Origin of the sequence: Streptomyces sp. NBC_01635, assembly GCF_045209715.1 — a bacterium.
Classification (GTDB): domain Bacteria; phylum Actinomycetota; class Actinomycetes; order Streptomycetales; family Streptomycetaceae; genus Streptomyces; species Streptomyces hirsutus.
The window spans coordinates 7130926-7156204 of the sequence record NZ_CP109277.1 but is presented as its reverse complement, the minus strand read 5'-3'; the positions used below and the strand labels follow the sequence as shown (position 1 = coordinate 7156204).

Here is a 25279-nt window from a genome sequence, read left to right as displayed (position 1 = left end):
TCAATGAATCATCCAGTATGCCTGACTCGACCCACTTTGACAGAGTCCCCCATATCCCCTGCGGGGACGCCTCACAGGCGTGAAAATGGGCCGTGGTAGCCGCCCGTCGACGTCGCTCCCTCTTTGGGACAGTGAGCCCGGGACAGAGTCTGGCGCCGGGGCCGGCCGGAGGGGCCGCGCACTATCGCCTTCGAGCACGCCGTTCAGATTCTCGTTTCCCCTCACGGCCCTGCGGGTGGCTGCCGGCCGGCAGGTCCGTGTGAGGGAGGGGACGTGGATGGATGAGTCCGAGGCGGTCGACCAGACAGCGGAACTGGTGGAGCGAGTCGCCGCGATCGATGTGGCCAAGGCATCCGGGATGCTGTGCCTGCGTCTGCCGCACGAAAGGATCGAGGGACGCCGCACCCAGCGGGTGTGGAATGTGGGGGCGACCACGAACGCCATTCTGGAACTGGGCGATCACCTGCTCTGCCAGGGCGTCACCCGGGTGGTCATGGAGGCGACGGGCAGCTACTGGAAGCCGTGGTTCTACCTCCTCGAAGCCCGAGGTCTGGAGTGCTGGCTGGTCAACGCCCGCGACGTCAAGAACGTCCCGGGCCGCCCCAAGACCGACAAGCTCGACGCGGTGTGGCTGTGCAAGCTCGCCGAACGGGGCATGCTCCGGCCTTCCTTCGTGCCGCCCAAGCCGATCCGGGAACTGCGCGACCTGACCCGGCTCCGCTCGGTCTTCATCGGCGAGCGCAGCCGTAACAGGCAGCGCATCGAGAAGGTGCTGGAGGACGCGCAGATCAAACTCTCGTCGGTGGCCACCAACCTCTTCGACGTCTCGGGACGCGCCATGCTGGAGGCGCTGATCGGTGGGGAGCGAAGTCCGCAGGCACTGGCTGGTCTGGCCCGTGGCCGGCTGGTCTCCAAGCGCGATGCGCTGGTGGAGGCGCTGACCGTCCAGGTGGACGAACTGTCGCAGCGGATCACCGCCCAGCTTGCCGGGATCCGTCTGCCGGAGGCGGAGGGGGACACAGGCCGGCCGCGCGGCGCCCCGGGCGGGACCGGCGAGGCGGGACTGCTGTCGCTGGTCGAGCGTCTGGACGAGATCCCCGGGATCGGCCGGACCGCTGCCGAGGTGATCGTTGCCGAACTCGGCCCGGACATGCGGGTCTTCCCGACCTCCGGCCACCTGGTCTCGTGGGCCAGGCTCGCGCCTCGCACGATCCAGTCCGGCGGTAAGAACACCTCGGGGCCCACCGGGCACGGCAACCCGTGGCTCAAGGGGATGATCGGGGAAGCGGCGATGGCCGCGGCCCGGACCGAGACCTTCCTCGGAGCCCGCTACCGCAGACTCGTCAAACACCGGGGACGCAAGAAGGCCCTCGTCGCGGTGGCCCGGTCGATGCTGGTGATCGTCTGGCACATCATCAACGATCCCGCCGCCCGCTTCGAAGACCTCGGGCCCGACCACCACCAACGCCTGGTCAACCCCGTCCGCAAGCCCCAGGCTCTCGTCCGCCAGCTCCAGGCCCTCGGCCACCAGGTCACCCTCACCCCCGTGGAAACTGCGGTCTGAGCACCACAACCGCTCCAAGTCCGTCCACCCGGCTGACGCCGAACTGACGCTGCCGCCTGCCCGGCTGACCTGGGATTTTCCGTTCAGAGGGTACTGAGCAAAGCCCACAGTCCGAGGGGATTGACAGGGTGCGGAGGCCCTTGAACCGGCCGTACTCCGCGCCCTGCTTGGCGTGGCCGTAGACCCGTTTATGGGTGGAGTCGACGTCGATGAATGATTTCTCGCCCGAGCAGGGCAGCAGCGAAGTGTGCCGGGCCAGGACGCCCAGGAACTTCCGGTGCGCGGCGTGAAGTGGAGGGCGTGGCCGTGGGTGAACGCGCGCAGGAAGGTGCCGAGCGTAGACGGGGCGCGGATCCGCCGAACAGGGTCGGCATGGCGCCGTGCCGCAGCACGTCCAGGTTATCGATGCTGTCGGCGCCCGCCACCATCCCGGCCACCATGCTGGTGACCTTGGCGTCCGCCGCGGCACCCGCACCGTTCTTCGCCCTGCCCAACTTCACCTTGTCCGCCGTCAGACGGGCGAGCCCGCACAGCTCGGCCAGCCGCATCACCGGGACCAGCCCGGCACACGAGACCAGATTCGCGTCATCCCTCCCTGTCAAAGTAGGTCGAGGCCTGTAGGGCGTGCTGCCGCTGCAAGAAGCCATGACGGTTGCCGAGAACCGTTGCTGCTGGATCGGCTTGGGCGTCACAGGTGCGGCAGGATCGCTGGCATCAATTCCTGGATGTTGCGGCCGTGAGCCGGGGCGCCGATGGTGGTCATCCGCCAGCTGTCGCTATCCCGATTCACTTTGGCCACGATTTGGCCGGTGTGTTGACCCATGTGGTCGGTGACGGCAAAGTGGACAAGCTCATGGCCGACGGTCTCGTCGATTACCCGGCAGAAGGTGCTCTGGACAGCTTCGAAGGTCTGCCCGATGAAGGAGTTCAGAATGAAGATGATCTGGTTGATGTGCCTTGGGACGCGGGACAGGTCGACCAGGATGGCTTCGTGGTCGGTTCCTTCAGGGGAGTTCACCAGGCTGTCGCCAGTATGCCGGACCGAGCCGTCGTCGCTGGTTTGATGGCGGAAGAAGACGAGGTCGCATGGCTGCCGGTCGGCGAACAGCAGCGCCAACGCGTCGAGGTCGATCGTCGGGGTGTGGTTGCCGTATGGCCAACTTTGCGGGGTGGCCTGCCAACGGAAACCGATTCGGACCGTGGTGAGGGCGCGGCCGTCGGGGCGTACGAGCTTGATCGTCTGTCCCCGGGACAGGCTTACTCCTGCGTGCGGTCCCGGGGGTGGGGCGACGGCCGTGACTTGTGCGGGCGCGCCGACGATCTCGGTGGGCTCGTAAACGGGCGACACAGGCGCGCGTGGTACCGATGGTGATGGCGCAGGCGCGGGTGGTGCCGGAGCAGGGAACGGCCTGCTGATGAGCGCCAGCGCCTCGGCGATGGTCGGCCGCCGATCTGGGTCCTTCTCCAGCAGCCGGGTGATCAGCGGGGCTAGCCGCCCGGCACGCTGAGCCGGCGGTGGGTCGTAGGCCAGCACGGCCGCCAACGTGGTCTGCGTATTCTCCCGATTGAATGGGGAGACGCCCTCGATGGCTCGGTACAAGGTCACACCGAGGGAGAACAGGTCACCAGCTGGCTGGCCGTCCTGTCCCTTGATGCGTTCTGGGGCAATGTAGTCGAGTGAGCCGACGAGCGCCCCCGGACTCGTCAGGGCGGTCTCGTTTGGGTGGACGGCAATGCCGAAGTCGGTGAGCAGTACCTGGCCGCTATCGGCAATCATCACATTGGCGGGTTTGACGTCCCGGTGCACAATCCCGGCGTCATGCGCTGCACCTAGAGCCTTGAGGACTGCTGTGGCAATGTGCCCTGCCTCGGTGACTGAGAGCGCCCCCCGCGTGTGGAGGTGGTCCTGCAACGAATGCCCGACGATCAGCTGCATCACGGTCCACGAAATTCCGTCCTCGACAACCACGTCGTGGACCGCAACGATGTGCGGGTGATCCCGCAAGGCAGCAGCCTTGCGGGCCTCCCGGTTGGCACGGACCGTCCACTCGGTCCGATCAGCGTCGGTGGCCAAAGGTGGCAGCCGGAGTTCCTTGAGCGCTACGTCGACCTGCAGTTTCTCGTCGTGCGCCTTCCACACCTGTCCGAAACCACCGGACCCGAGCTTGTCGAGCAGCCGGTACCGCGAGCTAACTAACCGGCCTGCCTGCACGTCTCGTTCCACTAACCTCGGCCCCCTGCTCACCTCATGGTCTGCCCCTGGCAGCAGCAGCGTACCGCCATGCGGTATGGGCTTACTGATCTCGGCTCTTTGGGGTCTCACTGTTGACGGTCAGACTGGGTGGCGGTGTGCGGTGGCCGCGCTACACCGGAAGGTATGAGGTACGCAGACGGTGGCGGGATGACCGCCAGGGAACGCGCGCGACGTGAGGCACTGCGGATGCGGGCCGCGGAGCTGTTCGCGGCCGGGAGCACCGCGCCGGAGGTCGCCGAGCTGCTGCGAGTGACACCGAAGTCCGCCTACCAGTGGCGGCGGTCCTGGAGCGCCGGCGGCACCGCGTCGCTGGTCTCTCGGGGACCGGGCGGGCAGCGCTGCAAGCTCCGCCCGGCACTGTGCGAGAAGCTGGCCGCGATGCTGGAGCAGGGACCGGCCGCGCACGGCTGGGATGAGGACCAGGTGTGGACCGGCGCCCGGGTCGCCACCTTGATCGGCCGCCGCTTCCACGTCTCCTACAGCGTCTCCGGCGCGACCCGGCTGATGCGCCGGCTCGGGTTCACCCCGCAGATGCCCGCGCATCGGGCGGCCGAGCGCGACGAGGTGGCGGTAGCCGCGTGGAAGAAGAACATCTGGCCGGAGGTAAAAGGGCGCGGGCGGCCGTCGGGGGCTGGCTGTGCTTCGAGGACGAGGCCGGCCAGCACCTGCGGCCGCCCCGGGGACGGACCTGGGGCCGGCGCGGACGCACCCCGCTGGTGAGAGTGTCCGGCGGTCGTGGCTCGGGCCGGGTGTCCATGGCGGGGCTGATCGCGCTGCGGCCCGGTGCGCGGACCCGGCTGTGCTACCGCATTCGGGTCCACCGCGGTCGCCGGGGCGAGCGGCGCAGCCTGTCGGAGGTCGACTACATCCACCTGATCGACGGCGCCCACCGGTTGCTGAGGGCTCCGATCGTCTTGGTCTGGGATCGGCTGGGCACCCATGTCTCCCGGGCGATGCAGCAGTTGGTCGCCGCCCGTTCCTGGCTGACGGTCTTCCTGTTGCCGGCATACGCGCCGGAGTTGAACCCGGTGGAGGGTGTCTGGTCGCAGTGCAAGCGGACTCTGGCCAACCTCACCGCCGGGACGGTCGGCCGGCTCGAGGCCCTGGTCCGCAACCGGCTCAAGAGCCTGCAGTACCGGCCCACCGCGCTCGACGGCTTCATGACCGAGACCGGACTCCCACCGCCATAACCCCAAAGAGCCGAGATCAGTAATACTCCAGCTGTAGATCGTGATCTTGCTGGTGGGCCGGTGTGTAGACAGCTGCGGCCACCGTCACCGCGACCATGACCGCCACGCCGACCGCAAAGCCCGAGCCCGTGCCGACCGTGACCAAGACCGTGGAGGTTGAGGTAAACGAGACGGTTACCGCGAGGCCCGCCGCCGGCTCCGGCAGCGGAGGAAACAGCAGTGGAGGCAGCGGCAGTAGCGGGGGGCAGTGTCTACTACCAGAACTGTGCCGCCGCCCGAGCCGCACCCGTCCGGGCGGCCCGCATGCTCCATGCCCCGGTGGGGCCGCCCCAGAACCCGGACGTGACCGTGGCGCCCGGGGAGTCGTTGCGCTGGTCATGGATGACGACGAGCACCTCGGCCCGGATGAGAGCGAGTACACGCCGGTGGATCACACGGCCCAGCGGCTGGCGCTGCTGCCCCTGGAGGAGGCACACGATCTGCTGCGGCTGCTGCTGACGGTGGCGCAGCAGGAGGGGCCGATGTCGCCGGAGGCGGACCGGCTGGCGAAGGAGATCGCCGCGCGCATCCCGTCGGAGAACTGAGGGCTCCCCGGACAAGGAGTCGGCGTACCGGCCGCCCGGCGGGGCATCCCTTGTCTCCCGGGTCGGGGTATACCTCCACGGCCCGCGCCGACGAACCCCGAGGTGACCCAGGGCACGACTCAGGAAGTGACCCGGAGCGCGCCCCAGGATGCGACTGGCGGACCGGTCGCGACGCCTCCCACGCGCGCGTGGGAGGCTCCTCCGGTGAGCACCCTTCGACGCCCTCTCGGCACCGGCCCGAGCGCCACCAGGAACACGCCGACGACGGACACGGCCCTGCGGCTTCTGCCCGTCGAGCGGATCGAGCCCGCTGCACTCCTGGACGACGGCGAGCGCCCGGACGTGGCCGAGCGGAAAGGCCGGCGGACCCTCGGACCCGGCATCGCGCGGACGCCGTAGGACGAGCACGTCATCCCATTGGATACTCCGCCGCGCCCCGCCGGAGGCCGAGCCAAGTCATCGGCGAAGACCAGCTTCGGGTTTCCGGCCGAGGGCTGCCGGTGAGCCTCCCCTCATAACGTGGAGACACCGTGACGGAAAGGGGACACCCCCACGGTAAAAGGCATCGCTCGGTAAAATCTTGACGGCGCCTCAAGCCTTGAATGGGGTAGCTGAAGCCGGGCGGAGGCGGCATCCGGCCGGTCGCCGGTGAGGGCTTGAACCCGGTCGGCGAGGCAGGCGGGGACACGGAAGACGAGGAGCAGCGGTGGAAGCCAGAGCGAGGACGCTACACGGGCTGTTCGGACCGGATCAGCGTCTTGTCGTCCCGGTCTTCCAGCGGCCGTACGTCTGGACCGAGGACAGGAATTGGCGTCCGCTGTGGGAGGACGTCACTGCTCTGGTCCGTCGGAGGCTGGCGGGTGAGGAGGTCCATCCGCACTTCCTGGGTGCCGTGGTGCTGGATCAGATGCCGACCCCCACGGGGTCGATGCCTGCCCGGCAGGTCATCGACGGCCAGCAGCGGCTGACGACGCTGCAGGTCCTCCTCGCGGCGGTACGCGACGTGGCACGGGAGCTCGACGTCCAGGACAGGTACGTGCGCGCGCTTGCCAAGCTCACCGCCAACGACGACGACATGACGGACGACCCGCACGCGGTCTACAAGGTGTGGCCCACCAACATCGACCGGGTGCCCTTCTGCGCAGTCGTGGACGGTGGGCTGCGGCGGGCCGTCGACGTCGCCGCCCCTGCTGCTTCGGGTGCCTCGGCGATCGTTCAGGCGTACTGGTTCTTCCGCGACCGCACCGTCGAGTGGGCACAAGAGCTGCTGTACGAGAGCACAGTGGACGAGGGTTTCGACGCCTTGGTGCGTGTGCTGCGGGACAAGTTCGAGCTCGTCGTGATCGATCTCAAGCCCGAGGACAACGCCCAGGTCATCTTCGAAGCGCTCAACGACCGCGGCACCCCGCTGCAGGCCTCCGATCTCGTCAAGAACCTTGTCTTCCAGAAGGCGGAGGAACAGGGGCTGTTGGTGGAGGAGCTTTACCGGGACGTGTGGGCGCAGCTGGAGACGCCGGACTGGCGCAAGGAGATACGGCAGGGAAGGCTGAAGCGCCCTCGGCTGGACGTCTTCCTCACGCAGTACCTGACCTGCGAACTCGCCGCTGAGGTACTGGCTCCCGAGCTCTTCTTGACCTTCCGCAGGTACCTCGCGGACTCCGAGATGCCCCTGGTCGACTTGATGGGGCGCATGGTGGACCGGGCGGGCGCCTACCGGCGGCTGACGGCCGAGGAACAGCCGGCCACCCCGGGGGGCCGGTTCCTGCACACCGTCGGTGTCCTGGACGCCAACACCGTTGTGCCCGTGCTGCTGTGGCTGGTCACCCGCTTCGACGAGGACGACCGGGCCGGCGCGGTGATGGCCCTGGACTCCTACCTGATGCGCCGCACGGTCTGCCGTCTGACGACGAAGAACTACAACCGGCTCTTTCTGGAACTGCTCAAGGAGCTGAAGGCCAAGGACGATCCGGCGGTGGTGACCGACTTCCTGCTCCGGCAGGACGCCGACTCTGGCTTCTGGCCCCGCGATCACGACATCCGCTACGTCTTCCGTTCGCATCCGTTGTACAAGCATCTCACCCGCACCCGGTTGCGGCTGCTGCTGGCCGAGTTGGAGGCCACGCTGTATTCGGGCAAGACCGAGCGGATCGTCCACGAGGGGGAACTGACGATCGAGCACCTGCTGCCCCAGGCCTGGGAGGAACACTGGCCGCTTCCCGATAACGGGGACCGCGGCAGTGTTGAAGCTCATCAGCGCCGGCAGGTACTCGTCCATACCCTGGGGAACCTGACCCTGCTCACCCGCAGGCTCAACCCGGCAGTCTCCAACGGCCCCTGGGAGCGCAAGCGCTCCGAAATCCTCTTGCACAGTGCGCTGTCGTTGAACCGTTCCCTGCCCGCGCAGTGGGACGAGGAGGCCGTCCTGGCCCGGGCGGACCATCTGGCGGAGGCGTTCTGCCGACGCTGGCAGCGCCCGGAGGGAGGGGCACCGGCCCTCTCGGTCGCAGACCTCCCGGCCCCCGGGCTGGAGGCACAGAAGATCACGCCCGTCGGCAGGCCGGCGACGGTCAAGGTGCCCAGAGCCCGCCGTGACGTCGCCCGCCACATACGCGAGGCCTTCGCGAGTCTCCCGGCCGGGAGCGTCCTGACGGTCGCGCAGATGGTGGCAGCCCGCACCAGCCAGTACGAGACCGGTGAAATCAGCGCCGGCGCGGTGGCCGCCAGGCTCCACACCGACAACGTTCCCGGCATCCGGGCCGTCCCCGGCTCCAGCCCGCTGTCCGCCCGCAAGATCACCTGACCCGTCCGTCGCTGCGGGGCCGCGGACCCGCTCGCCCCCGAGGCCGCGGTGCCGCCGGGCCGGACGTCAAGGCAGGGGAAACGAGCATTGCGGAGATTCTTCCGGGGCGGACCCCGGTTTCCCAGGGAGAGCACCTGGTGCTTGGGGCGCTTGCCAGCTCCTGGTTGCCGGCGCTGCCCGAGGGGTCAGGGAGCGATGCCGCCATGGTGGGAGCAGGTGCCCCGCCCGGTGGAGCCGGAGATCCAGCCGTCGACGCACACCGTGCCGGGAGAGACCGGGACCGGAACGGTGGGGACGGCGGGCGGAGCGGAACACCCCCGCGTCGGCGGGGAGGACACCGATCCCCGCTACACCGAACTGGTCGACGCCGGAACACCCCTGCGGGTGCGGGGAGCAGGGACGACCGAGGCGCCAGCCGCCGCAGCGAACCGGACCATCCCCGCGGTGCGGGGAGCAGAGGTTGATCAGGCCCACTGAGTGCCGGTGATGGAACCATCCCGTCTCCGTGCGCGAGTGCGCTGCTCCCGCACCCGCGGGGATGGTCTCTGCACGTACGCGATCTGCTGTATCTCGTTGGCCTGTCCCCGCAGCCGCGGTGCTCCCCAGCCGCAGTAGGACGACGAGCTTCCGTACCCCGTACTGACTGCGCTGCGTGAGCGCGTACTGGTGACGTGGCGCGAAGGGATGGAGTGCTGGCCGGCCACCCGCTAAGCCGACTGCGTACGTACTCTGCGCGACCACGAGCCCTTCGCTCATTACCTGAGGTGAGGCCCATGGTCGCAGCTGAGCGGCTCCTACGTTTTGAGCTCACGAGATGAAAGATCTGATTGGTCACACCGCCTTCTGAAATTTTGTGAACTGACATTGCATCTTGTGCGGGGCGGGATGTGACCTCTATGATCGAGATGCACACTGAGGGTGGCGGCGAGGAAGGCCGCCCTGTCTTGAGGAGGGGCAAGACATGAAGCGGCAGAACATCTCGCGCAAGGCCAAGGCCGACAAGGTGCCCGACCGGACGCTCTACCTGATCGACATCGAGAACATGGCCTGCAGCTGCGACCTCACCGTCTCCCGGGTGGCCCAGATCTGCGCTCGCATCCGCGCGGCCATCGAGCCCGTGCCCGGCGACCACACGGTCATCGCAGCCAGCCATTACAACGCCTCGGCAGCCTTCTTCGGGTGGAAGGGAGGGGTGCAGCGGCTGGCGCGCAGCGGCAAGGACGGTGCTGACGCTGCGCTTTTGGAGGTCGTCGAGGACACTGCTTGGACCGCCGCCCGGTATGCCCGTGTGGTCATCGCCTCTGGCGATCACGCTTTCGCTTATGCCGTTGCCGGTCTCAAGGTCGCGGGGTGCGAGGTCATCGTGATTCCCCCGGACACCGGCTTCTCGCCTCAGATGCGTCTGGTCGCCGGCCCCGGCCTTGTCCGGCTCGGCCCGGCCATGCCCGATAACGTCATTTCCCTGTTCCGTCGAAACGACAAGGACGCTGTATGAGCAGCCCCACCGCCAGCCTCACGATCTCGGCCAGTGACATCGCCCAGCTGGCCGGGGTGAGGCGGTCCACGGTGAGTAACTGGCGCAGTCGTTATGAGGACTTCCCCAAGCCTGTGGCGGGGAGCGCGGCCAGTCCCCGCTTCGATGCCGCTGAGGTGCGTGCGTGGCTGAAAGCCAAGGGTAAGGAGATCGCTGCCCTGTCGGCTGACGCGGTCCTGTGGAGTGGGCTGGACGCCTGGCGGGGGCTTGGCTCTCCTGAGGAGCTGGGTGATACCGCCAGCGCTTTGATCACCTGGCGTTACGTCTCTGATCCTGAATCATCCGGGTTCGACGGGTCACTGCCCGAAGAGCTTCAGTGGCCCCGTCTGCGGCATCCGGAAGCTGGCGGCCGTCTCGCCGAAATCATCAGTCGGGGGATGAAAATCTATGAGGAGTCCCATCCGGAACTAGGGCCGATCTTCACCGCGGGGTATTCTCACCGCCTGCTCTCTGCCTTGTCAGAGCAGGCAGGGCTTCTGCACCTATTCGTTGAGACGCTGAGCTCGCTTGAGGTCTTGCAGTTGGGGGAGGCCTACGAAGCCTTCCAGGACCGTCTGACCAACACCGCTCGCCGTGGCTATGACGAGCACGCAAGCAGTGCCGTCCTGGTGGAGCTGATGGCAGCGGTGGCCTCGAGCGTGCCCGGCTCCGTTCATGACCCTGCGGCCGGATCCGGGCGCATGTTGCTTGCCGTCGGACGCAGTGGCGAAGCGCGTACCGCACTCACGGGACAGGAGATCAACTACAGCGCCTGGGCCCAGGCGAACCAGCGAGCCCTGGTCACCGGGCACAATAACGTAATCATTCGCCGTGGTGACGTGTTCACCAAGGACGCCTTCGATGGCGGAAACGCACAGGTAGTCGTACTGGATCCCGCCTACAGCCTCCGGTACCCACACCACGATGCCCTGTACCTGGACCAGCGTTTCCCCTACGGCATGCCGCCCAAGAACAGTATGGACGTGGCATGGCTTCAGGTCGCCCTCTGGCACGTCGCCCCTCAAGGGCGCGCGTTCGTGTACCAGCCGCCGCACACCCTGTTCGCTTCCGGAGCCACCGGCAAGGCACGGATCGAGATGCTGCGTCGCGGCACGATCGAAGCCGTCATCTCCCTGCCTGGAGGTCTGGCGTCGAACACCATGATCCCTCTTTCCCTGTGGGTCCTGGCCCGCCCGGGCGAGACGGCCGATCCCGACAAGGTCCTCCTGATCGACCACAGCCAGTCCAAGGACATTGACGTCCAAGCCGTCGGCGATGCACTGCGGCAGTGGCGTGAGCATCGCACCGTTCCTAAGAACCTCACTGCGGATGCCGTCTCTGTAGCTCAACTGCTCGCCCAGGACGGAAATCTCTCCCCCGCCAGGTGGTTGACCCTCATCAATGACGCACCAGACCTCGAGGAAGTCCTCAGCAAGGTCGAGGCCTGCCGTCAAGCGGCCGATCAAGTCCGGTCTGTGAGCGATCTGACCTCATCTTCACTGGCGCGGGGCCGGGGAGCGGTCCGCATGGTCACTGTGAGTGGCATGGCAAAGGCCGACAGTGTCCGGTTGCTCAGGGCCATCGAACGGATTCAAACGAAGGACCTTGGCAGCGAGGGCACCCCGGTGGTCACCACTGCCTGGATCCGCAGTGGAGATGACTCTCAGAAGTTCGACTTGAGTCTTCTGGAGCGTGAGCCGGTCATCACCCAGCCCGGCGACATCGTCCTGCAAACCACCGGGAACCTGGCAGCTCGCGTGGACGAGGAAGGCGGAAGGGTGCTGCTCAGCCCTCTCCTCTTGATCTTGCGCCCGTTGAACGACATGTTCGACCCGTACTACGTCGCCGAACTCCTGACGACGGAGCAGAACGTCGGCACAGCAGTAGGCAGCACAGTCAAACGCGTCCGAGCCGACGACCTGAAAATCCCGCTCCTGCCACGCTCAGAGCAGTCCCTTCTTGTATCCCGGCTCAAAGAAGTTCGGGAACTGGAGGCCGCAGCCCACCAGGCACTGAACGGCGCAGCGTCACTGCGTCGCAGCCTCGTCGAAGCCGTAGCCGCTGGAGCGGTGCGCATCAACTCCGAGGATTCCTGAAACCAGCCCGCAGTGCCGGTGACGACGGCCAAGAACGCCGGATCTGTGGTCTGGAACCGAAGCTCCGGCCGATGGCCCTCTAGAGCGTTGTCACGTTGCTGGGTGTGCGGGTGTCTGACGGTGTGTCGAGGTGTGGTGGGGCCGGGTGCCGGCCGCGGCAGGCCGGCCGGTGACGCCGGTGATCTGCTCCCAGATAGCGGATGGCGTCCCGCGATGTGGGGCGGAGGGGGTGGCGGTGGGCTTGTCCGTCGCTGTCCCCGACGGGTCGGGCTTCGGGGTGGTCGCGGTCTTGGCGTTGGTGACGGTCACGGTGACCGGGGCGCCGGGGCCAGCGGTGAACGTCTTCGACGGCTTGTAGAGGTCGTAGCCCTCGGGGGCCTTGATCTGCTTGACCCAGAACTCCGTCTTCCGGCTGGAGACGGGGAGTTCGCCGGACGCCGTTCCCTTGGGACCGGTCGTGAGGGTGAGCAGGGTCTTGTCGCCGCTGCCGATGTTCACGGAGGAACCGGGCAGGAGCTTGCCTGTCTTGTCGTCCTTGGCCTTCAGGACGACCTGCGCGGCCTTGAACGGGTCGGTGATCGTCAGGTGGGCGGTGGCGCCGGGGTGACGATGACGTCCTGGTCGGCGACGACGTCGTGGAGCGGGCTGCCGCTGGAAGTTTCCTTGAGCCGGTACACGCCCGGGGCAAGGTCGGAAAAGGTCAGCTTCCCCGGGCGTCGGTCTTCCCACGTCCGACTTCCTGACCGGCGGTGTCCAAAAGAAGGAACGAGGCCCCTGCGAGGGGATCGCCGGCCGGGTCCGTCTTGGTGATGGCGACGCTGCCAGCGTCCGGTGCGGGGCTCTTCGTGGGGGCGCTGGAGGTGGAGGGCGTCGGCTCGGCCGACTGAGCAGTCGCGGTTGGCGCCCAGGTGAGGGTGCCGGTCACCGCGGTGGCGAGGGCAGCGGATCGGACGGCGCCACGGACGATACGAGCGTGCACGAGAAGAAGGGCTCCTTGATCAGGTGGTGGGAGGTCATCGGGTCCGGCCAGGACCTGGCCCCGGAGGAGGCGGGACGCTCTTGTGAGCGGTACGGCCCGCAGCGCGGCTCGGCGCGGACTCCTGCCACGCGCCGGGGAACCAGACGGCGGTGTACTGCTCGATGGCATCGCGCAGCCCGGTGGTGACGACGCCCTCCCACGGCGGCCGGCCGGGGCGGTGGTACTTGTCGAACGTGCCGTACTGCTTGCTGTTCGCGGAGGTGTGGTGGGCTTCGTCGCGGCGGTGAAAGGTGCCGTGGTCCACGAAGCTGAGAGCCACCGCATCGATCTCGCCCCGGTCCGCGTGGACGACCGCCAGGCGCAGGCCGCCGTAGGTGTCCGCGTGGATGGTGCCGGTGAAGCCGATGCGCAGCCGCAGCGGTGCGCCCGCGACGGGGGTGGCGTAGTAGGTGTTGCCCACGACGGTGCTGTCGATGAAGGGGAGGCACAGCTCGGCGAAAAACTCGGGAGCCTGCAGGGACAAGAGGGGTCTCCGGTCGAGGTCGTGCCGGCGTTACCGGCGGGGGCCCGGTAGAGCCGGTCGGCTGGTGGTGCTCCAGCGCGGGACGCTGGCCGTAGGGAGGGCGGCCGGGCGGCGGGATGAAACAGCGCGCTGAACGTCGAGCGGCGTCGGGGCCGGTGCGTGCGGCGGGAGGATCGGAGTGAGGCGGGCCATGCCTTCGACGTAGCTGTGGGTGTCCTCGCGCCATCGGGGCAGCGGGGCGGGATCGGAGACGCACTCGGTGACGGCCCGGACGAGGGCGACGGGGGTGTCGGTGCTGGCGGTGGCGTACCAGGCGGGGCGGGCGAGTGAGGTGCCGGCCCACAGTTGCCAGCGGGCGTCGCGGGTGGTCAGCTCGGCTTCCGGGTCGAGGTCTCCGGTGGTGAACTCCAGCCCGGCGAGTCCGTCGGCGGACCGGACGGCGAATACTCCCCAGCGGGGGCGGTCGATCTGCCAGCCGCGGTTGATGAGCGGTACGACCGCGAGGAACGGGTCGCGGTCCTTGCTCCTGGCATCGGGGGCAGCGAGGTAGGCGTCGGGGCCCTGCTCGTACGCCGCGGCAAGCGCGGTGGTGAAGGCGGTGACGAACTCCGTCGGACAGGAGTCGTTGAAGCAGACGCCCCAGACCGGCGGTCCAAACGGGTCCTTGTAGGCGTTGATGCGCCACAGACCGTCGTCCTCGCCTTCCGGGAGGTAGCCGAGGCGGACCTTGCGGTCGGGAGCGTTCAGGTAGGCGTTGCCAAGGTCGTCGTTTGCCAGTTCCCAGCCGAGGTCCCGGAGCGGGGCGAAGCCGGGGTCACCTATCACGGTGCTGCCAGCGAGGTAGCGCGGGGAGACGTAGACGTCCCCGTCGATGGGGTGAAGGTCGTCGTGGGGTGGCACGCGGCTCCTGAGGGTGAACGGCGATGGGTCAGCCAGTGGTATGCAGCAGGGCTGCCTCGAGGGCCTCGGGCCGGCCGGTGTAGTGCAGGGCGCGCAGCCCCAGGCGCCGGGCGGCATGGCAGTTGTCAGCGCGGTCGTCGATGAACAGCACGCGCTGCGGGTTGCTGACGCCGGTGGCGGCCAGGGCGTGCCGGTAGGCGTCCGGGGCGGGCTTGCAGATCTCAAGCCGGGCCGAGTAGAAGGCACGGGTGATCAGGTGGCGGCACCAGTCGGTGGTGTCAAGGACGTCGCTGAGGTAGTGCGGTGCGTTGGACAAGAGCACCATCGGCAGCCCCGTCTGATGGGCGCGGTGCAGGACGTCCAGGACGCGGTCGTCGGTGGTGGTCCACATGTCGGTGTCCACAGTGCGCAGTTCGCGCAGCAGGCGGGGGCCGGGGTGGGCGCCGAGGACCTTGGTCCAGTACGCCGTGTCGCTGAGCTGACCGGCGTCGTAGGGCTCGCGTGCGCTCCAAAAGGCGCGCTGGAAGCCGGTGAGGTCGTCCTCGGGCCAGGATGCGGTGCGCGCGAGGCGGAGCCACTGGCTGGGGGTGGGCTGGAGGCCGATGACGCCGTTGTAGTCGAGGATGACGGCGTCGGGGGCGGTGGCGGTGTCCGGTATCACGGGGTGGGTTTCTCCAGGGCTCGGTGGGCGAGGGCGGCAACGGTGGCTGCGAGCAGGGCGGGCAGCAGCAGTGCCGTGGGCAGGGTGGTGATGCTGGCGATGGCGCCGATGAGGGCGGGCCCGGCGAGCAGGCCCAGGTAGCCGGTGACGGCGACCGTGGCGACGGCGCCCGGGCCGCCGACGCCGGCGGCGCTGATCAGGCAGGGAACCGTGGTGGACAGGCCGAGTCCGAAGAGGGCCCAGCCGGCCAGGGCCACGGAGGTGGTGGAGGCGAGGACGCCGGTGGTGAGCCCGGCCGCCGCGAGGACGGCGCCGGCCCGCACCACGGCAGCGGGCCCGAAGGTGGCGGTGAGCCGGTCGCCGGTCAGCCGTCCGATGGCCATGGCCGCGCTGTAGAGGGCGAAGGCGGCGGCGCTCACCGCGGCGGATGCATCCAGGCTGTGCAGATGGACGGCCGCCCAGTCGGCGGCTGCTCCCTCGCCCAGCAGGCTGGCGGCAGCCAGCGCCCCCAGCAGCCACAGCCTGGCGGACGGCAGCGACACTCCGGTCTCGCCCTGCCCCGTGGGCGCCGGTGGTTGGTCGGTGCCTGTCAGCGTCCGGGTTGCCGGGGCGGCGGCCAGCGCGGCACCGGCCAGGATCAGGCCGGTCGTCAGGAAGAGGGTGCGGTGTGTGGTGTGGGCGGTGATCGCGGCCAGGGCGGCACCGGCGAGGGCGCCGAGGGAGTAGGCGGCGTGCAGGGACGACATGATCGGTCTGCCGTAGGCGTTCTGGCAGCGCACCGCTGCGGAGTTGGCGGCGACGTCCAGCACGCCATGGGTGATCCCGAAGGCGAGCGCGGCCACGAGCAGCGAGGGGAGGTTGTCGCAGCGGCCGAGGAGGGCCAGGCAGCCGGCGAGGCCGGCTGCGCCGCAGGTGAGCAGCGCGGGCAAGCGATCGGGGCGGGTGAGCCGGCCCCCGGCCTGCAGCCCTGCCACCATGCCGAGCGCGGCGGCCAGCAGGACCAGGGACAGTTGCGCGGTGCTCAGGTGGGCAGCCTGCTGGACGGCCGGCATCCGGGCGCCCCAGACGGCCATGATCGCCCCGAGGCCGAAGAAGTAACCCGTCAGCAGGCCGCGGCTGCGGCGGACGGAGTCGGTGGCCCGGGTCATGCGTTCGGACCGCTGCGGGAGGTCTCACCCACGGCGCGGGGAGAGATCTGGATGCCGAGGGCACCAACGGCCTGTTCGGCACGGGACTGGGCGAGGTCTGCCGTGGGCGCTGTGGTGATCACGTAGCCGATGCGCGCGGTGAACATGTCGCCGCCGTCGCCGGGCAGGACCAGCTCGTCGCCCGGACGGTGCTGGAAGTGGGCGCGCTCCAGCCACTGCGGGCGGGGCCCGTCGAGGCGGAGGCGGGTGAGGATGCCCGAGGTGTCGGGGTAGATCAGGCGGATCGCGGCGGCGGAGGACCTGGTCGGGGTGAGGTCGGGGGCACGGTCGCAGGCGATGTCGGCTGCGGCGCGCGGCAGGTCGATGCCGGTGGCGATGCGGACCAGGTGGCCGATCATGTCCCCGGCCAGTCGGCCGTTGACCTCGACGAGCCGGGGCTGTCCGCCGACGAGGCGCATCTCGACGTGGCTGACGCCGTCGGTGATCCCCAGGGCACGGATCGCGGCCCGCGCGGCGGGGGCGACCTGGGCGAGGAGTGGGTCCGCGGCATCGACGGAGTGCGCGAGTTCCTCGAAGTACGGCGGGTCGCTGACGGTCTTGCGGGTGACGGCGACGACGGCGGTCTCGCCGCGGTAGGTGACACACTCGGCGGAGATCTCGGGCCCGTCGAGGTACTCCTCGACCAGCACGTCGGTGCTCTCCAGGCCCAGGCCAGCGGCCCGGTCGGCGAACGGGTAGGCGGCGGTGAGCTCGTCGGGGTTGTCGACGCGGATCACGCCGATGCTGGCCGCGTGGGCGGCCGGCTTCAGGACGACCGGGTAGCCGATCCGCTCGGCCGCGGCCCGTGCCTCATGGAGAGTGCGGACGCCCACCGATGCGGCCGACGGGACACCGTGACGGGCGAACAGGCTCCTCGCGGTCGCCTTGTTGCGGCATGCCTGCATCGCCTCCGGGGCGGTGGTCGGCAGGCCAAGTTGGCGGGCGAGGCGGGCGACGGGAACGAGGTACCACTCGGTCCACGTGAACACCCCGGTGAGATCGTGGCGTTCGGCCAGGTATCGGCCTGCGGCGGACAGTGCCGCCTGATCGGTCGGGTCGGGCACGACCATGCAGTCCCGGATGTACGGGACCTCCCACGACGGCTCCTCGTCGGTGATGAGGACGACGTCGTAGTCGGCAGCGACGCTTTCGAGGCAGTAGCCCCGGTAGCCTTCGGCTTCCATGTCGGCGGCAGCGACGACCAGGACGACGGGACGGTCGGACAAGAACAGGCTCCTTGAGAGTTCAGGGGTGGAAGATGGCTGCGTGCTGCCGTTCACGGGCTGCGCCGGCGGCGGGCCTCGATGGATGGCGGAGGCCCACTCGGGGTGGGCGGCGAGCAGCCTGCGTGCGTACAGGGCTGTGTAGTTGTGCTCGACGAGCTGTTTCAGGACCCGGTAGACCCATGAGTGCTGGGAGTCGAAGGCGTGGAACTGCTCGGTGATGGTCGGCACCCTGGGGAGGCGAAGGTCGGGCGGCCCGTCCTGGCTGATGGTGGGCATGAGAGGACAGGGACCCTGCCGTGCAGAGGGTCAGGGCACCGGTTTCGGTGGGGCTGGCAGGGTGCGCAGCCGGATGAAGGCGGTTGCGAGACCGGCTGCTTGGAGTAGCGCGGCGGCGGTGACGGCGTGCCCGAGCTGGGAGGGTGGGATGACCGCGACGAGCAGTCCGGCGGCGGGGAACGGCAGCAGGAGCAGCAGGATCGTCAGGCTGAGGGTGCTGCCGAAGACGTCGGCTGGGATCAGGTGGGAGCGCAGGGTGCGCAAGACGACGGTGAGGCCGCCTTCGCCGGCCATCAGGACGGCGATCAACAGCAGGTAGCTGCGGTAGGTATCGGCCTGGGAGACGGCGAGGGTTGCTCCGGCAGCGAGCACGGCGGCTGCGGCGCCGACCGGCCACAGGCCCCAGCGGTCGATCGCCCGGCGGCCGGCGGTGATGGCGAGCAGGGCGGCAACGGCGGCGGCAGACCAGATGAGTCCGGCGTCCGCGCTGGAGCGCCGCAGTTCGGTGATCACGATCACCGGCATGGCCGCCTGCAGGACGGCGATGGCCGTGTTGGAGACCACGAGGCCGCCGACCAGCCAGGCCAGGGCAGGCAGCGAACACAGCGTCGCCCATCCCGTCCGCAGTCCTCCCTTGGCCAATGCCGCGCTCGGCGGCGTGTTCCGTTCCCCGGATCCGAGGGCGGCGGCGAGCAGGGAGAAGGCCGCGAGCGTGCCGAGCATGGTTGCCGGCCCGCCGTGCTCCAGCAGCAGGCCGGCAACCAGCGGTCCGGCGAGCATGGCGGTCTGGTCGATGCCCAGCAGCACGGACTGCACTCGGTGGGCCTGAGCGCCCGCGCTCCGGCTCGCTGCGCCGCCGACGGTCTCGGCGGCCACGTAGCTGAACTCGGTGAGGATGCCGGTGGACGCGGCCAGCAGCATGACCGTGGCGGTCATCGCCGGTGACCCGGCGTCGAGCGCGGTCAGGACGCCGGCGGCGGCGAGCACGGCCAGGGCCCGCGCGAGGCAGGCTGCCCGGAAGACACGGGCCGTGCCGTGACGGTCGACGATGGTGCCCACCACGGTGAAGGCCGCGATGCGCGGAATCCATTCCAGTGCGAAGGCGAGGCCGGTCAGCGCGGCCGAGCCGGTCGCGGCGAGGACGAGAAGGGGGATGCCGTAGGTGGCCATCGCGAAGGTGGCACCGTCGGCGCTGCGCGGCAGGTAGATCCCGCGCAGGAGGCCGGGGGTAGACGTCACGCGGCGACGCCATGGGTGCTGCGGTTTCGCTGATGGGTGTGGACCCACTCGGCCATCAGCCGGTGGATGCGGCCGAGTTCGGCAACGTGCTCACCGTCGGGATCCTGCGTGCCTTCTGTCGGCATTCCCAGAAGAGCGAAGGTGTGCTGGATCCGTCCGGCGAAGTCGCACAGCGGAGCGGGGTAGTTGTACCGCCGGGCCCACCGCGCGGTCGCGTCATAGAGGTCGGCGAGATCCCGGCCGGCCGCCGAGAGGCCCACGCTGCCGGGGGTGCGGGTGAGGAGTCCGAGGGCATCTGCCTGCTCGATGGCTTGGCGGATCTGGCGGGTGGAGAGGTCCGCGAGGGTGCGTGCCAGGCCGCGCACCGGTATCGCTCCGTGGTCGTCGATCTCGCTGACCAGGCGAATCAGGCTCGCGGAGGACAGCACCGTGCACATGTCGTGGAGCTGCTGGTGGGAGAGAGCGGGAATCACCGGCGGGCTCCCCCGGTCGGCAGGACAGCCTTCACTCGGGCGGGGATGGCATGGGAGAACAACTCGCTGGGCTGCCAGCCGGGGCGGCGTGCGGGCTGCGTCGGTACGGCGGGGGCGGGGATCGTGGGCTGGTGGCTGGTCCAGGCGGGAGCAGGACTCGCAGGTCCGGGGGCGGGTCGCCCCCAGAGCGGATGCCGGGCGGCGTGGTCGAGTGGTCGTCCGGCGGACCATAGGGAAAGGGCTCCGAAAACGGGCCCCAGAGCGTCACCGGCCCGCGAGAGGCGGTAGGGCTGCCCGTTGCCCGCGGTCATCACCAGGCCGTCATCGATGAGTTGGCGAAGCGGCGGGTAGATGTTGGTCCAGTAGCCGTCGGGGATGACGATGCGGGCCAGGGCCCGAGCAGTCACCTCCTGCCGTGACTTGAGCACCCAGAGGATCGCGGCAGCCTGTCGGCGGGCGAGGAGGGTGAGACTGTCCTCGACCTGTTCGATCACGGACAGCGGCTGCTCCGGCTTCTCCAGGTGTTCCTCGGCCCAGGCAGCCATCACGGGGAGCACCGGCAGGAGTTGTCGGCCCCGGGTGGTGAGGCCGTAAGTGACGTGACGCGTGGAGTGTTCGGTGCGCTCGGCGAGGCCAGCGTCGCACAGCGAGCGGATCTTGGGATGCAGCTGGCCGCTCTGGAGGTACGGCAGCTTGGCCGCGATCTCCGTGTAGCGCTGGGGCGGCTGGTTCAGGGCCAGGAGGATCCGCACGTTCCAACGCGGGGTGATCATCTGGAGGGCTTCGGTGACCCGGGCGACGTCGGCGTCGTCGGCGGGCGGCAGACCGGTGATGGCCAAGGGGGTGAACTCCTGGGAGGCGGAAGGCCGGACGTTGTCGGGTCAGCGGCTCGGGGCGGGGCTCGCGGCCGGTACGGGCAGAGCGGCAACGGGTGCTGCCGCAGAGGTGGTGGGCAGCTCCGGTGCCGGCGCGCGACCGAGGCTGCGCAGAACCGCGTCGGCGGTTGCGGCCTGCGTGTCGCGGACGGCCACGGCTTCGGCGAGGCGGCGGGCGCAGTCGAGGATGTGGGAGACCTCGTGGGCGCCGATCTGCCGATCAGGTTGGGTCAGGTGCTGCAGCCGCTCTCGGTGCGCGGTGATGCTCTGCTCGGCAAACGCCAGAATGTGGTGGCTGCCGAGGAGAGCGGCCAGCATGCCGGGGGCCTGGCCCTGAGCGTGTGCTTCGAGGCCGGGCAGTTCGGCGCCGTACAGGCCCTCGATCCGTGCGGCGATCTCAGCGGCGGTGGGATGGGGCAATCGGCAGGGCCTCTCATCGTCGTCGGCTGCGGGCCGCCCCGACATGCGCGGGTGCCGGGGCGGCGGAGGCCGGGGGCAGGGTGGTGGTGACCGTCTGCTGGGCGAATCGGACGGGGCGGGCCTGCGCGTGGAGCGGGGGCATGGTGTGCAGCAGGTCGTCCAGCGCGGCGCGGTAGCCGTCACGGGCTGACAGCGCTGCCTCCAGCCACTGCGTGTCCATCCGCAGATCGGCCGCGGACAGCTCGTCCATGTCGCGCTCGGGCGCCATTGCCTCGTGCACGCGGTCACGGATCCGGGCAACCTGTTCCTCGGCCAGGGCAAGGAAGCTGCGCAGTTCCAGGGCCCGGGTGACGGCCTCGGAGGCGTTCGGGTCAGCGGCCTGCGCGTACAGGTCGGTGACCGGGACGCCGAAGACCTCGTGGAGTCGGGTGTCCTGGGTGCAGGGCTTGTCTCGGACGCTCATCGCAGGGCTCCTTGGCCGATGACCGGCGCCGTCGCGGGCCGGGCCGGTGCGCTGGTGGGCACGGCCGGGCCCTGTCGCCGACTGCGGTTGAGGCGGGCCAGCCGGTCTGCGGCGGGGCCCCGTTTGCCTGGCGCGTCAGGGTCGAGCAGCCACCGCACGACCATGGCACGCCCGTCGCGGGTGGAGACGGCGGCGTTGACGCGGTGGGCGAGGTCCATGGTGGGGTCGTCGACCTCGCTGGGCTGCGTTTCCAGAGCGCGTAGGAGGTCGTCCTCCGCGCGCTCCAGTACGGTCTGGGATTCGGTGAGCAGACCGTGCCAGCGCACGATGTCGGTGGCCTGTCGGTTAGCGTCCGGGGCGGCTGTGACGGCGGCCTTCAGCGTTCCAATGTTCATGCCGAAGCGTTGCTCGATCTGCTCGGTGAGCACGCCCATGACATCGTCTGCGTCGTCGGACACAGGGCTTTCCTTCCTGGGAGGCACACGGGATACAGGTAGGCGGAGTTCGAACCCCCTGTCAGCCGAGACACATACGGACGTCGCGGTAGACATAGGGGCCAGAGACCCAGCCCCTCACGCCGGTGGTCGTGCCCGTGATGTGGTGCCAGTTCCCGCTGGTCTTGTGGACGGTAAAGCGGTGGCCGCGGTGGAGAATGCCGAGCCGGGTGGACTTGACCGATGCCTTGGAGCGGATGTCGACGGCCTGCGTGCTGATGCCCCAGGGGCCGGGCCACTCGCATGCCCGGACGGCCGGCATCGTGCTCGGCACGGAAGCCGGAGCTGCCGTGGCCGCCGTCGCGGACACCAGCGGCAGGGCGAGCGCGCCGAACACTGCGGCGGACAGCGCCATTCGCGATGAGCGCATGCGGAAGTAACCTTCGTACGGGAAAAGGGGAATGCAGAGGGAAGCGGACCGGGCGTTCGCCCTCTCGGCCGCTACTAGAGTCCATGGATTCGGCGGTTTGGCTAACCGGCGATCGTCGTCTATATTTCCGGCCGCTTCACAGACTTGAGTTCAGCGGCTGCGGCCCGCGGAGCGTTGTGCGGGGGCCGGAAGGGAATTGGCCGGCTTCTGGGCGGACCGGACCGTGAGCTGGACCGGTGGCAGAGGAGGAGCCTCGCCGCTGAGGGCGTCGCCGCACCACTGCAGGGCTTCTGCATAGGTGGCAAAGCCGCCCTCGCGCAGGGTGTGGGTCCAGGAGTCGGTGTCCACGTCCTCGTGGAGCACCCGAAACGGAGAAGGACTGAGCTCGTCCAGGGAGCGCAGGACCACGACGATTGCGGAGTTCTCAGGGTCGTCATCGGTGTAGCTGTGCAGGAGGGCGAAGTGGTCGCCGTCGCTCATGAGCCGCTGTTCCAGCGCACGGGTCGTCTCGTCCGCCGGGGTGGTTCCCGTGCCGGGCGCCAGGCTGATCTCCTTGGGCGGGCAGCCTCGGTGAATGAGCCAGGACTGTGCCATTGCCGTCAGAGGCAGTGTCGCGTGAGCGAAACGGAACGTCTTCGTTGCAAGGTCGCGCTGCAGGTGCAGGGCAACGAGCTGCGGCTCCCCAGGGATGCCCCAGGTGACGGCACCATTGTGGAGGACGTGGTAGCTCGTGCCGTCGGGTGTGTGATGCTCGGCCAGCGGGGTGAGTTCGGTCTGCTCGATCTGGATCGCACGCCAGAACGCTTCCTGGGTCTGCTCGTCGGCGGCTTCGAAGCCGTCCAGACGAAGGTCGAGTTCGGGTGGGTACATAGGCGCCCTTTCGGTGGGCGGGGCTGGGGCTGTGGGGCTGCGTGGGGTACCTCTTCAGGTCAACGGGCCTGGCGGTACGTGGGCGCCTGAGCCGGACGGGGAGGGCCAGGCATCGCGGAGGGCAGCGGTCCGGGCTTCGCAAGGGGCCCGCGAGTGGTGAGCTGCGGAGAACGGGAGCGGGCTGCGTGAGTCCGGGCGCTGAGCGGCCGGCGGTTCATCCCCAGGCGCTTGCCGACGGTGTCGTAGACGTCGTTGTCGGCCCGGGGCCGTACCGCGACGACGTGGATCTCCCGTCGGTGCGCGGACGTCTCGGGTGCCGGGCGGATGCCGTAGACGACGCGCCACTCCTTGCGGGAGTCCACGAACAGCTTCCGGTAGCCCTCCAGGTCGCCGGTCAGTCTCGTCCCGAAGCGCTCGGTGTTCACGACCTCTTGCAGGTAGACGAGGGTGAGGTCGCGGATGTCGCTGGGGGCCTGGACGAGGTCGGTCAGAGCGCGTGGGTCGAAGCTGAGCCCGAAGGCCGGCTGCCGCCCGCCGCTCATGACGTCGACTCGCCCGACACGCCGGCATCCGACGCGTTCGCCTTCTCCGTGCGGGCCGAGGGCGGTGGGCCGGGCAAGAGGCGGTGCGCGGGTCGGTCCGGTGAGGTCATGCACGCCGACAACGGACCACCCGGCCCTCTGACGGCGACCATGGTGTGGGTGAGGAAGTCGCGGTGCCACACGAGCAGACCGCTCAGTCCGGCCTCGGGGTCCTTGTGCTGCTGGTAGGCGAGCCAGAGCGCGTGCAGCCAGGCCACGACGTCGCTGTGTTCCTGCCACCGCAGGCACCACGGGGCGGCCGTGGTGACCTCGGTCCCGTAGACGGGCAGCAGGAAATCGTCCACCCAGTCCGACAGGGCGTCCAGTTCGTCCTCGTACTCCTCACCCTCCAGCTCCAGGATCGGCCGAGGCTCCGGCGGCGCCGCCGGTGGTCCGCCGAGGCCCGGCATGCCGAAGGCGGCGAACGGAGAGGCACCCGTGGGCGGTGCGGGGGCGGAGGCAAGGTGGTCGAGCTGCTGGGTCTGCTGGGCGGACTGCTCCATCAGTTTCCGGACGCTGGCCTCGATCTCTTCGAGGTGGGGATCGGGAATACGCACCGGCTCCAGCTCGCCCTCATCAGGCGGGTTTACGGGTTCAGACATGACGAGGCAGGGCCTCCTTGCGCCGTGGCTGTCGGGGGACGCGGCACCAATGAACCGGCACCGGCTGGTGGGCTGCGGTGGTGTCAGACGGTCAGGACGACATCGTCCTGGGTCAGGGTCTGACGGACGGTCTCGGTCAGCCGGTCGGCCGCGATGCCGGCGTAGTGCTCGGTCTTCTCCACACCGATGAAGTCGCGTCCCTCCATCAGGGCGGCGACGCCTGTGGAGCCGGAGCCGGCGCAGAAGTCGAGCACCGTGCCGCCTTCGGGGCTGATCTTGACCAGTTCGCGCATCACCTCGACCGGCTTCTGCGTGATGTGCTGCCGCTTCGAGCCCGATGGCTGGGAAGCGGAGTACAGGCCGGGCAGGTAGACCGGGTTGTGGGAGCCGTCGATCGGGCCCTTCGATGCCCAGACGATGAACTCGCAGTTCTGGGTGAAGCGGCCCTTTTGCGGCCTGGCCTGCGGCTTGTGCCAGGCCAGCACCCCGCGCCACAGCCATCCGGCGGCCTGGATCGCGTCCGTGGTGATGGGGAGTTGGCGCCAGTCGGTGAACAGCAGGGCCGTTCCGCCAGTCTTCGTCAGCCGGTGGGCTTCGGTCATGATCTGGGTCAGCCAGAATCCGTAGCTGCGCTGGTCCATGTTCTCGCCGGTGAAGTCCGGCAGGGTGTGCTTGGCGTCGGCGGAGGTGTACTTCTGCTTCGCCGAGCGGGACGTTCGCTCCTTGGCGGTCCTGCCGCCGGAGTTGTACGGCGGATCGGTGATCACGGAGTCGACGCAGTCGTCCGGCAGCGTGGACAGCACGCGCAGGGCGTCGCCCTGATGAAGGGAAAAAGGCAAAGAGATACCCCGATTCGGGTTCGAACGTGAGGGATTCGAGAGGGCACCCCTCGCTCAGGAGAATCCGGGCGGGCTGAAAATCGGGCATGCAGAAGCCCGGAAACCCGCGAACCGGAGAGCGAAGGAAGTCCCAAAACTTTAGGGGCGAATTGGCCGCTCACCAAGAAGTGCCCTGCCAGGGGTACGGATTCCGATCCCTCAGGACGACTTTTTGGTCAACCGCCGATCCGGGCCTACTGTTTTGGAACCGCCCAACACACACCGCCGCCGGCGCCTTCCCACCACGCCTCGCGGAGGCAC

Annotated in this window: 25 protein-coding genes and 1 pseudogene; 8 read left to right on the top strand and 18 right to left on the bottom strand. The window is 69.1% G+C overall.

What is annotated here, in order from left to right:
• Positions 1 to 277: 277 nt before the first annotated feature.
• The gene (locus OHB56_RS33210; RefSeq protein ID WP_406357324.1) at positions 278 to 1564 is read left to right on the top strand and encodes an IS110 family transposase; all 1287 of its coding nucleotides are present in this window, start codon (positions 278 to 280) and stop codon (positions 1562 to 1564) included.
• A gap of 688 nt (positions 1565 to 2252) precedes the next feature.
• On the opposite strand, the gene OHB56_RS33205 is transcribed toward OHB56_RS33210, so the two are convergent.
• Positions 2253 to 3788 carry a protein kinase domain-containing protein gene (locus OHB56_RS33205; RefSeq protein ID WP_406357322.1) on the bottom strand — a complete coding sequence of 512 codons (1536 nt, stop codon included), beginning with the start codon at positions 3786 to 3788 and terminating at the stop codon, positions 2253 to 2255.
• Between the two features lie 153 nt (positions 3789 to 3941).
• On the opposite strand from OHB56_RS33205, the gene OHB56_RS33200 reads away from it, so the two are divergent.
• From OHB56_RS33200 to OHB56_RS33170, 7 genes are all read left to right on the top strand, one after another.
• Entirely contained in the window at positions 3942 to 4538 is a 597-nt protein-coding gene (locus OHB56_RS33200; protein WP_406357320.1) for a winged helix-turn-helix domain-containing protein, read from the top strand.
• The gene (locus OHB56_RS33195) at positions 4484 to 5008 is read left to right on the top strand and encodes a transposase (protein WP_406359264.1); all 525 of its coding nucleotides are present in this window, start codon (positions 4484 to 4486) and stop codon (positions 5006 to 5008) included. The genes OHB56_RS33200 and OHB56_RS33195 overlap by 55 nt, the downstream gene beginning before the upstream one ends.
• Positions 5009 to 5385: 377 nt before the next feature.
• Positions 5386 to 5592, top strand: a complete 207-nt coding sequence (locus OHB56_RS33190; RefSeq protein ID WP_406357318.1) for a DUF6417 family protein — start codon at positions 5386 to 5388, stop codon at positions 5590 to 5592.
• A 204-nt stretch (positions 5593 to 5796) separates the two neighbouring features.
• Complete coding sequence (locus tag OHB56_RS33185; protein WP_406357317.1) at positions 5797 to 5991, top strand: hypothetical protein; 195 nt, start codon at positions 5797 to 5799, stop codon at positions 5989 to 5991.
• A 307-nt stretch (positions 5992 to 6298) separates the two neighbouring features.
• Positions 6299 to 8392 (top strand): DUF262 domain-containing protein, encoded by a 2094-nt coding sequence (locus OHB56_RS33180; protein ID WP_406357315.1) that lies wholly within the window; start codon positions 6299 to 6301, stop codon positions 8390 to 8392.
• Between the two features lie 961 nt (positions 8393 to 9353).
• Positions 9354 to 9887, top strand: a complete 534-nt coding sequence (locus OHB56_RS33175) for a hypothetical protein (RefSeq protein WP_406357313.1) — start codon at positions 9354 to 9356, stop codon at positions 9885 to 9887.
• On the top strand, positions 9884 to 12001 hold the full coding sequence (locus tag OHB56_RS33170) for an N-6 DNA methylase (RefSeq protein WP_406357311.1): 2118 nt from the start codon (positions 9884 to 9886) through the stop codon (positions 11999 to 12001). Before OHB56_RS33175 ends, OHB56_RS33170 begins: the two co-directional genes overlap by 4 nt.
• A 195-nt stretch (positions 12002 to 12196) precedes the next feature.
• On the opposite strand, the pseudogene OHB56_RS33165 reads toward OHB56_RS33170, so the two are convergent.
• From OHB56_RS33165 to OHB56_RS33085, 17 genes and pseudogenes are all read right to left on the bottom strand, one after another.
• Positions 12197 to 12980, bottom strand: a pseudogene (locus OHB56_RS33165) (collagen binding domain-containing protein); the annotation flags it as partial.
• Positions 12981 to 13014: 34 nt separating this feature from the next.
• Positions 13015 to 13503 carry a hypothetical protein gene (locus OHB56_RS33160; protein ID WP_406357309.1) on the bottom strand — a complete coding sequence of 163 codons (489 nt, stop codon included), beginning with the start codon at positions 13501 to 13503 and terminating at the stop codon, positions 13015 to 13017.
• A 30-nt stretch (positions 13504 to 13533) separates the two neighbouring features.
• Entirely contained in the window at positions 13534 to 14403 is an 870-nt protein-coding gene (locus OHB56_RS33155) for a DUF317 domain-containing protein (protein ID WP_406357307.1), read from the bottom strand.
• 28 nt (positions 14404 to 14431) lie between these two features.
• Complete coding sequence (locus OHB56_RS33150) at positions 14432 to 15064, bottom strand: HAD-IA family hydrolase (RefSeq protein WP_406357305.1); 633 nt, start codon at positions 15062 to 15064, stop codon at positions 14432 to 14434.
• Positions 15061 to 16212 (bottom strand): MFS transporter, encoded by a 1152-nt coding sequence (locus OHB56_RS33145; RefSeq protein WP_406357304.1) that lies wholly within the window; start codon positions 16210 to 16212, stop codon positions 15061 to 15063. Before OHB56_RS33145 ends, OHB56_RS33150 begins: the two co-directional genes overlap by 4 nt.
• Positions 16209 to 17435 (bottom strand): ATP-grasp domain-containing protein, encoded by a 1227-nt coding sequence (locus OHB56_RS33140; protein WP_406359263.1) that lies wholly within the window; start codon positions 17433 to 17435, stop codon positions 16209 to 16211. The genes OHB56_RS33145 and OHB56_RS33140 overlap by 4 nt, the downstream gene beginning before the upstream one ends.
• A gap of 348 nt (positions 17436 to 17783) precedes the next feature.
• Positions 17784 to 18923, bottom strand: coding sequence for an MFS transporter (locus OHB56_RS33135; protein ID WP_406359262.1), 1140 nt, complete (start codon positions 18921 to 18923; stop codon positions 17784 to 17786).
• A gap of 65 nt (positions 18924 to 18988) precedes the next feature.
• Complete coding sequence (locus OHB56_RS33130) at positions 18989 to 19465, bottom strand: hypothetical protein (protein ID WP_406357302.1); 477 nt, start codon at positions 19463 to 19465, stop codon at positions 18989 to 18991.
• Positions 19462 to 20304 (bottom strand): winged helix-turn-helix transcriptional regulator, encoded by an 843-nt coding sequence (locus OHB56_RS33125; protein WP_406357300.1) that lies wholly within the window; start codon positions 20302 to 20304, stop codon positions 19462 to 19464. Before OHB56_RS33125 ends, OHB56_RS33130 begins: the two co-directional genes overlap by 4 nt.
• Before the next feature lie 42 nt (positions 20305 to 20346).
• On the bottom strand, positions 20347 to 20760 hold the full coding sequence (locus OHB56_RS33120) for a hypothetical protein (protein WP_406357298.1): 414 nt from the start codon (positions 20758 to 20760) through the stop codon (positions 20347 to 20349).
• Positions 20761 to 20773: 13 nt separating this feature from the next.
• A complete protein-coding gene (locus OHB56_RS33115; protein WP_406357297.1) occupies positions 20774 to 21223 on the bottom strand; it encodes a hypothetical protein in 450 nt (149 codons plus the stop codon).
• Positions 21220 to 21657 (bottom strand): hypothetical protein, encoded by a 438-nt coding sequence (locus tag OHB56_RS33110; protein WP_406359261.1) that lies wholly within the window; start codon positions 21655 to 21657, stop codon positions 21220 to 21222. The genes OHB56_RS33115 and OHB56_RS33110 overlap by 4 nt, the downstream gene beginning before the upstream one ends.
• An 82-nt stretch (positions 21658 to 21739) precedes the next feature.
• Entirely contained in the window at positions 21740 to 22087 is a 348-nt protein-coding gene (locus OHB56_RS33105; RefSeq protein WP_406357295.1) for an SH3 domain-containing protein, read from the bottom strand.
• A gap of 150 nt (positions 22088 to 22237) precedes the next feature.
• Positions 22238 to 22957, bottom strand: coding sequence for a hypothetical protein (locus OHB56_RS33100; RefSeq protein WP_406357293.1), 720 nt, complete (start codon positions 22955 to 22957; stop codon positions 22238 to 22240).
• A gap of 59 nt (positions 22958 to 23016) precedes the next feature.
• A complete protein-coding gene (locus tag OHB56_RS33095; protein WP_406357292.1) occupies positions 23017 to 23499 on the bottom strand; it encodes a hypothetical protein in 483 nt (160 codons plus the stop codon).
• Entirely contained in the window at positions 23496 to 24041 is a 546-nt protein-coding gene (locus OHB56_RS33090) for a DUF4913 domain-containing protein (RefSeq protein WP_406359260.1), read from the bottom strand. Before OHB56_RS33090 ends, OHB56_RS33095 begins: the two co-directional genes overlap by 4 nt.
• Positions 24042 to 24223: 182 nt before the next feature.
• On the bottom strand, positions 24224 to 24979 hold the full coding sequence (locus OHB56_RS33085; protein WP_406357290.1) for a DNA-methyltransferase: 756 nt from the start codon (positions 24977 to 24979) through the stop codon (positions 24224 to 24226).
• Between the last annotated feature and the right edge of the window lie 300 nt (positions 24980 to 25279).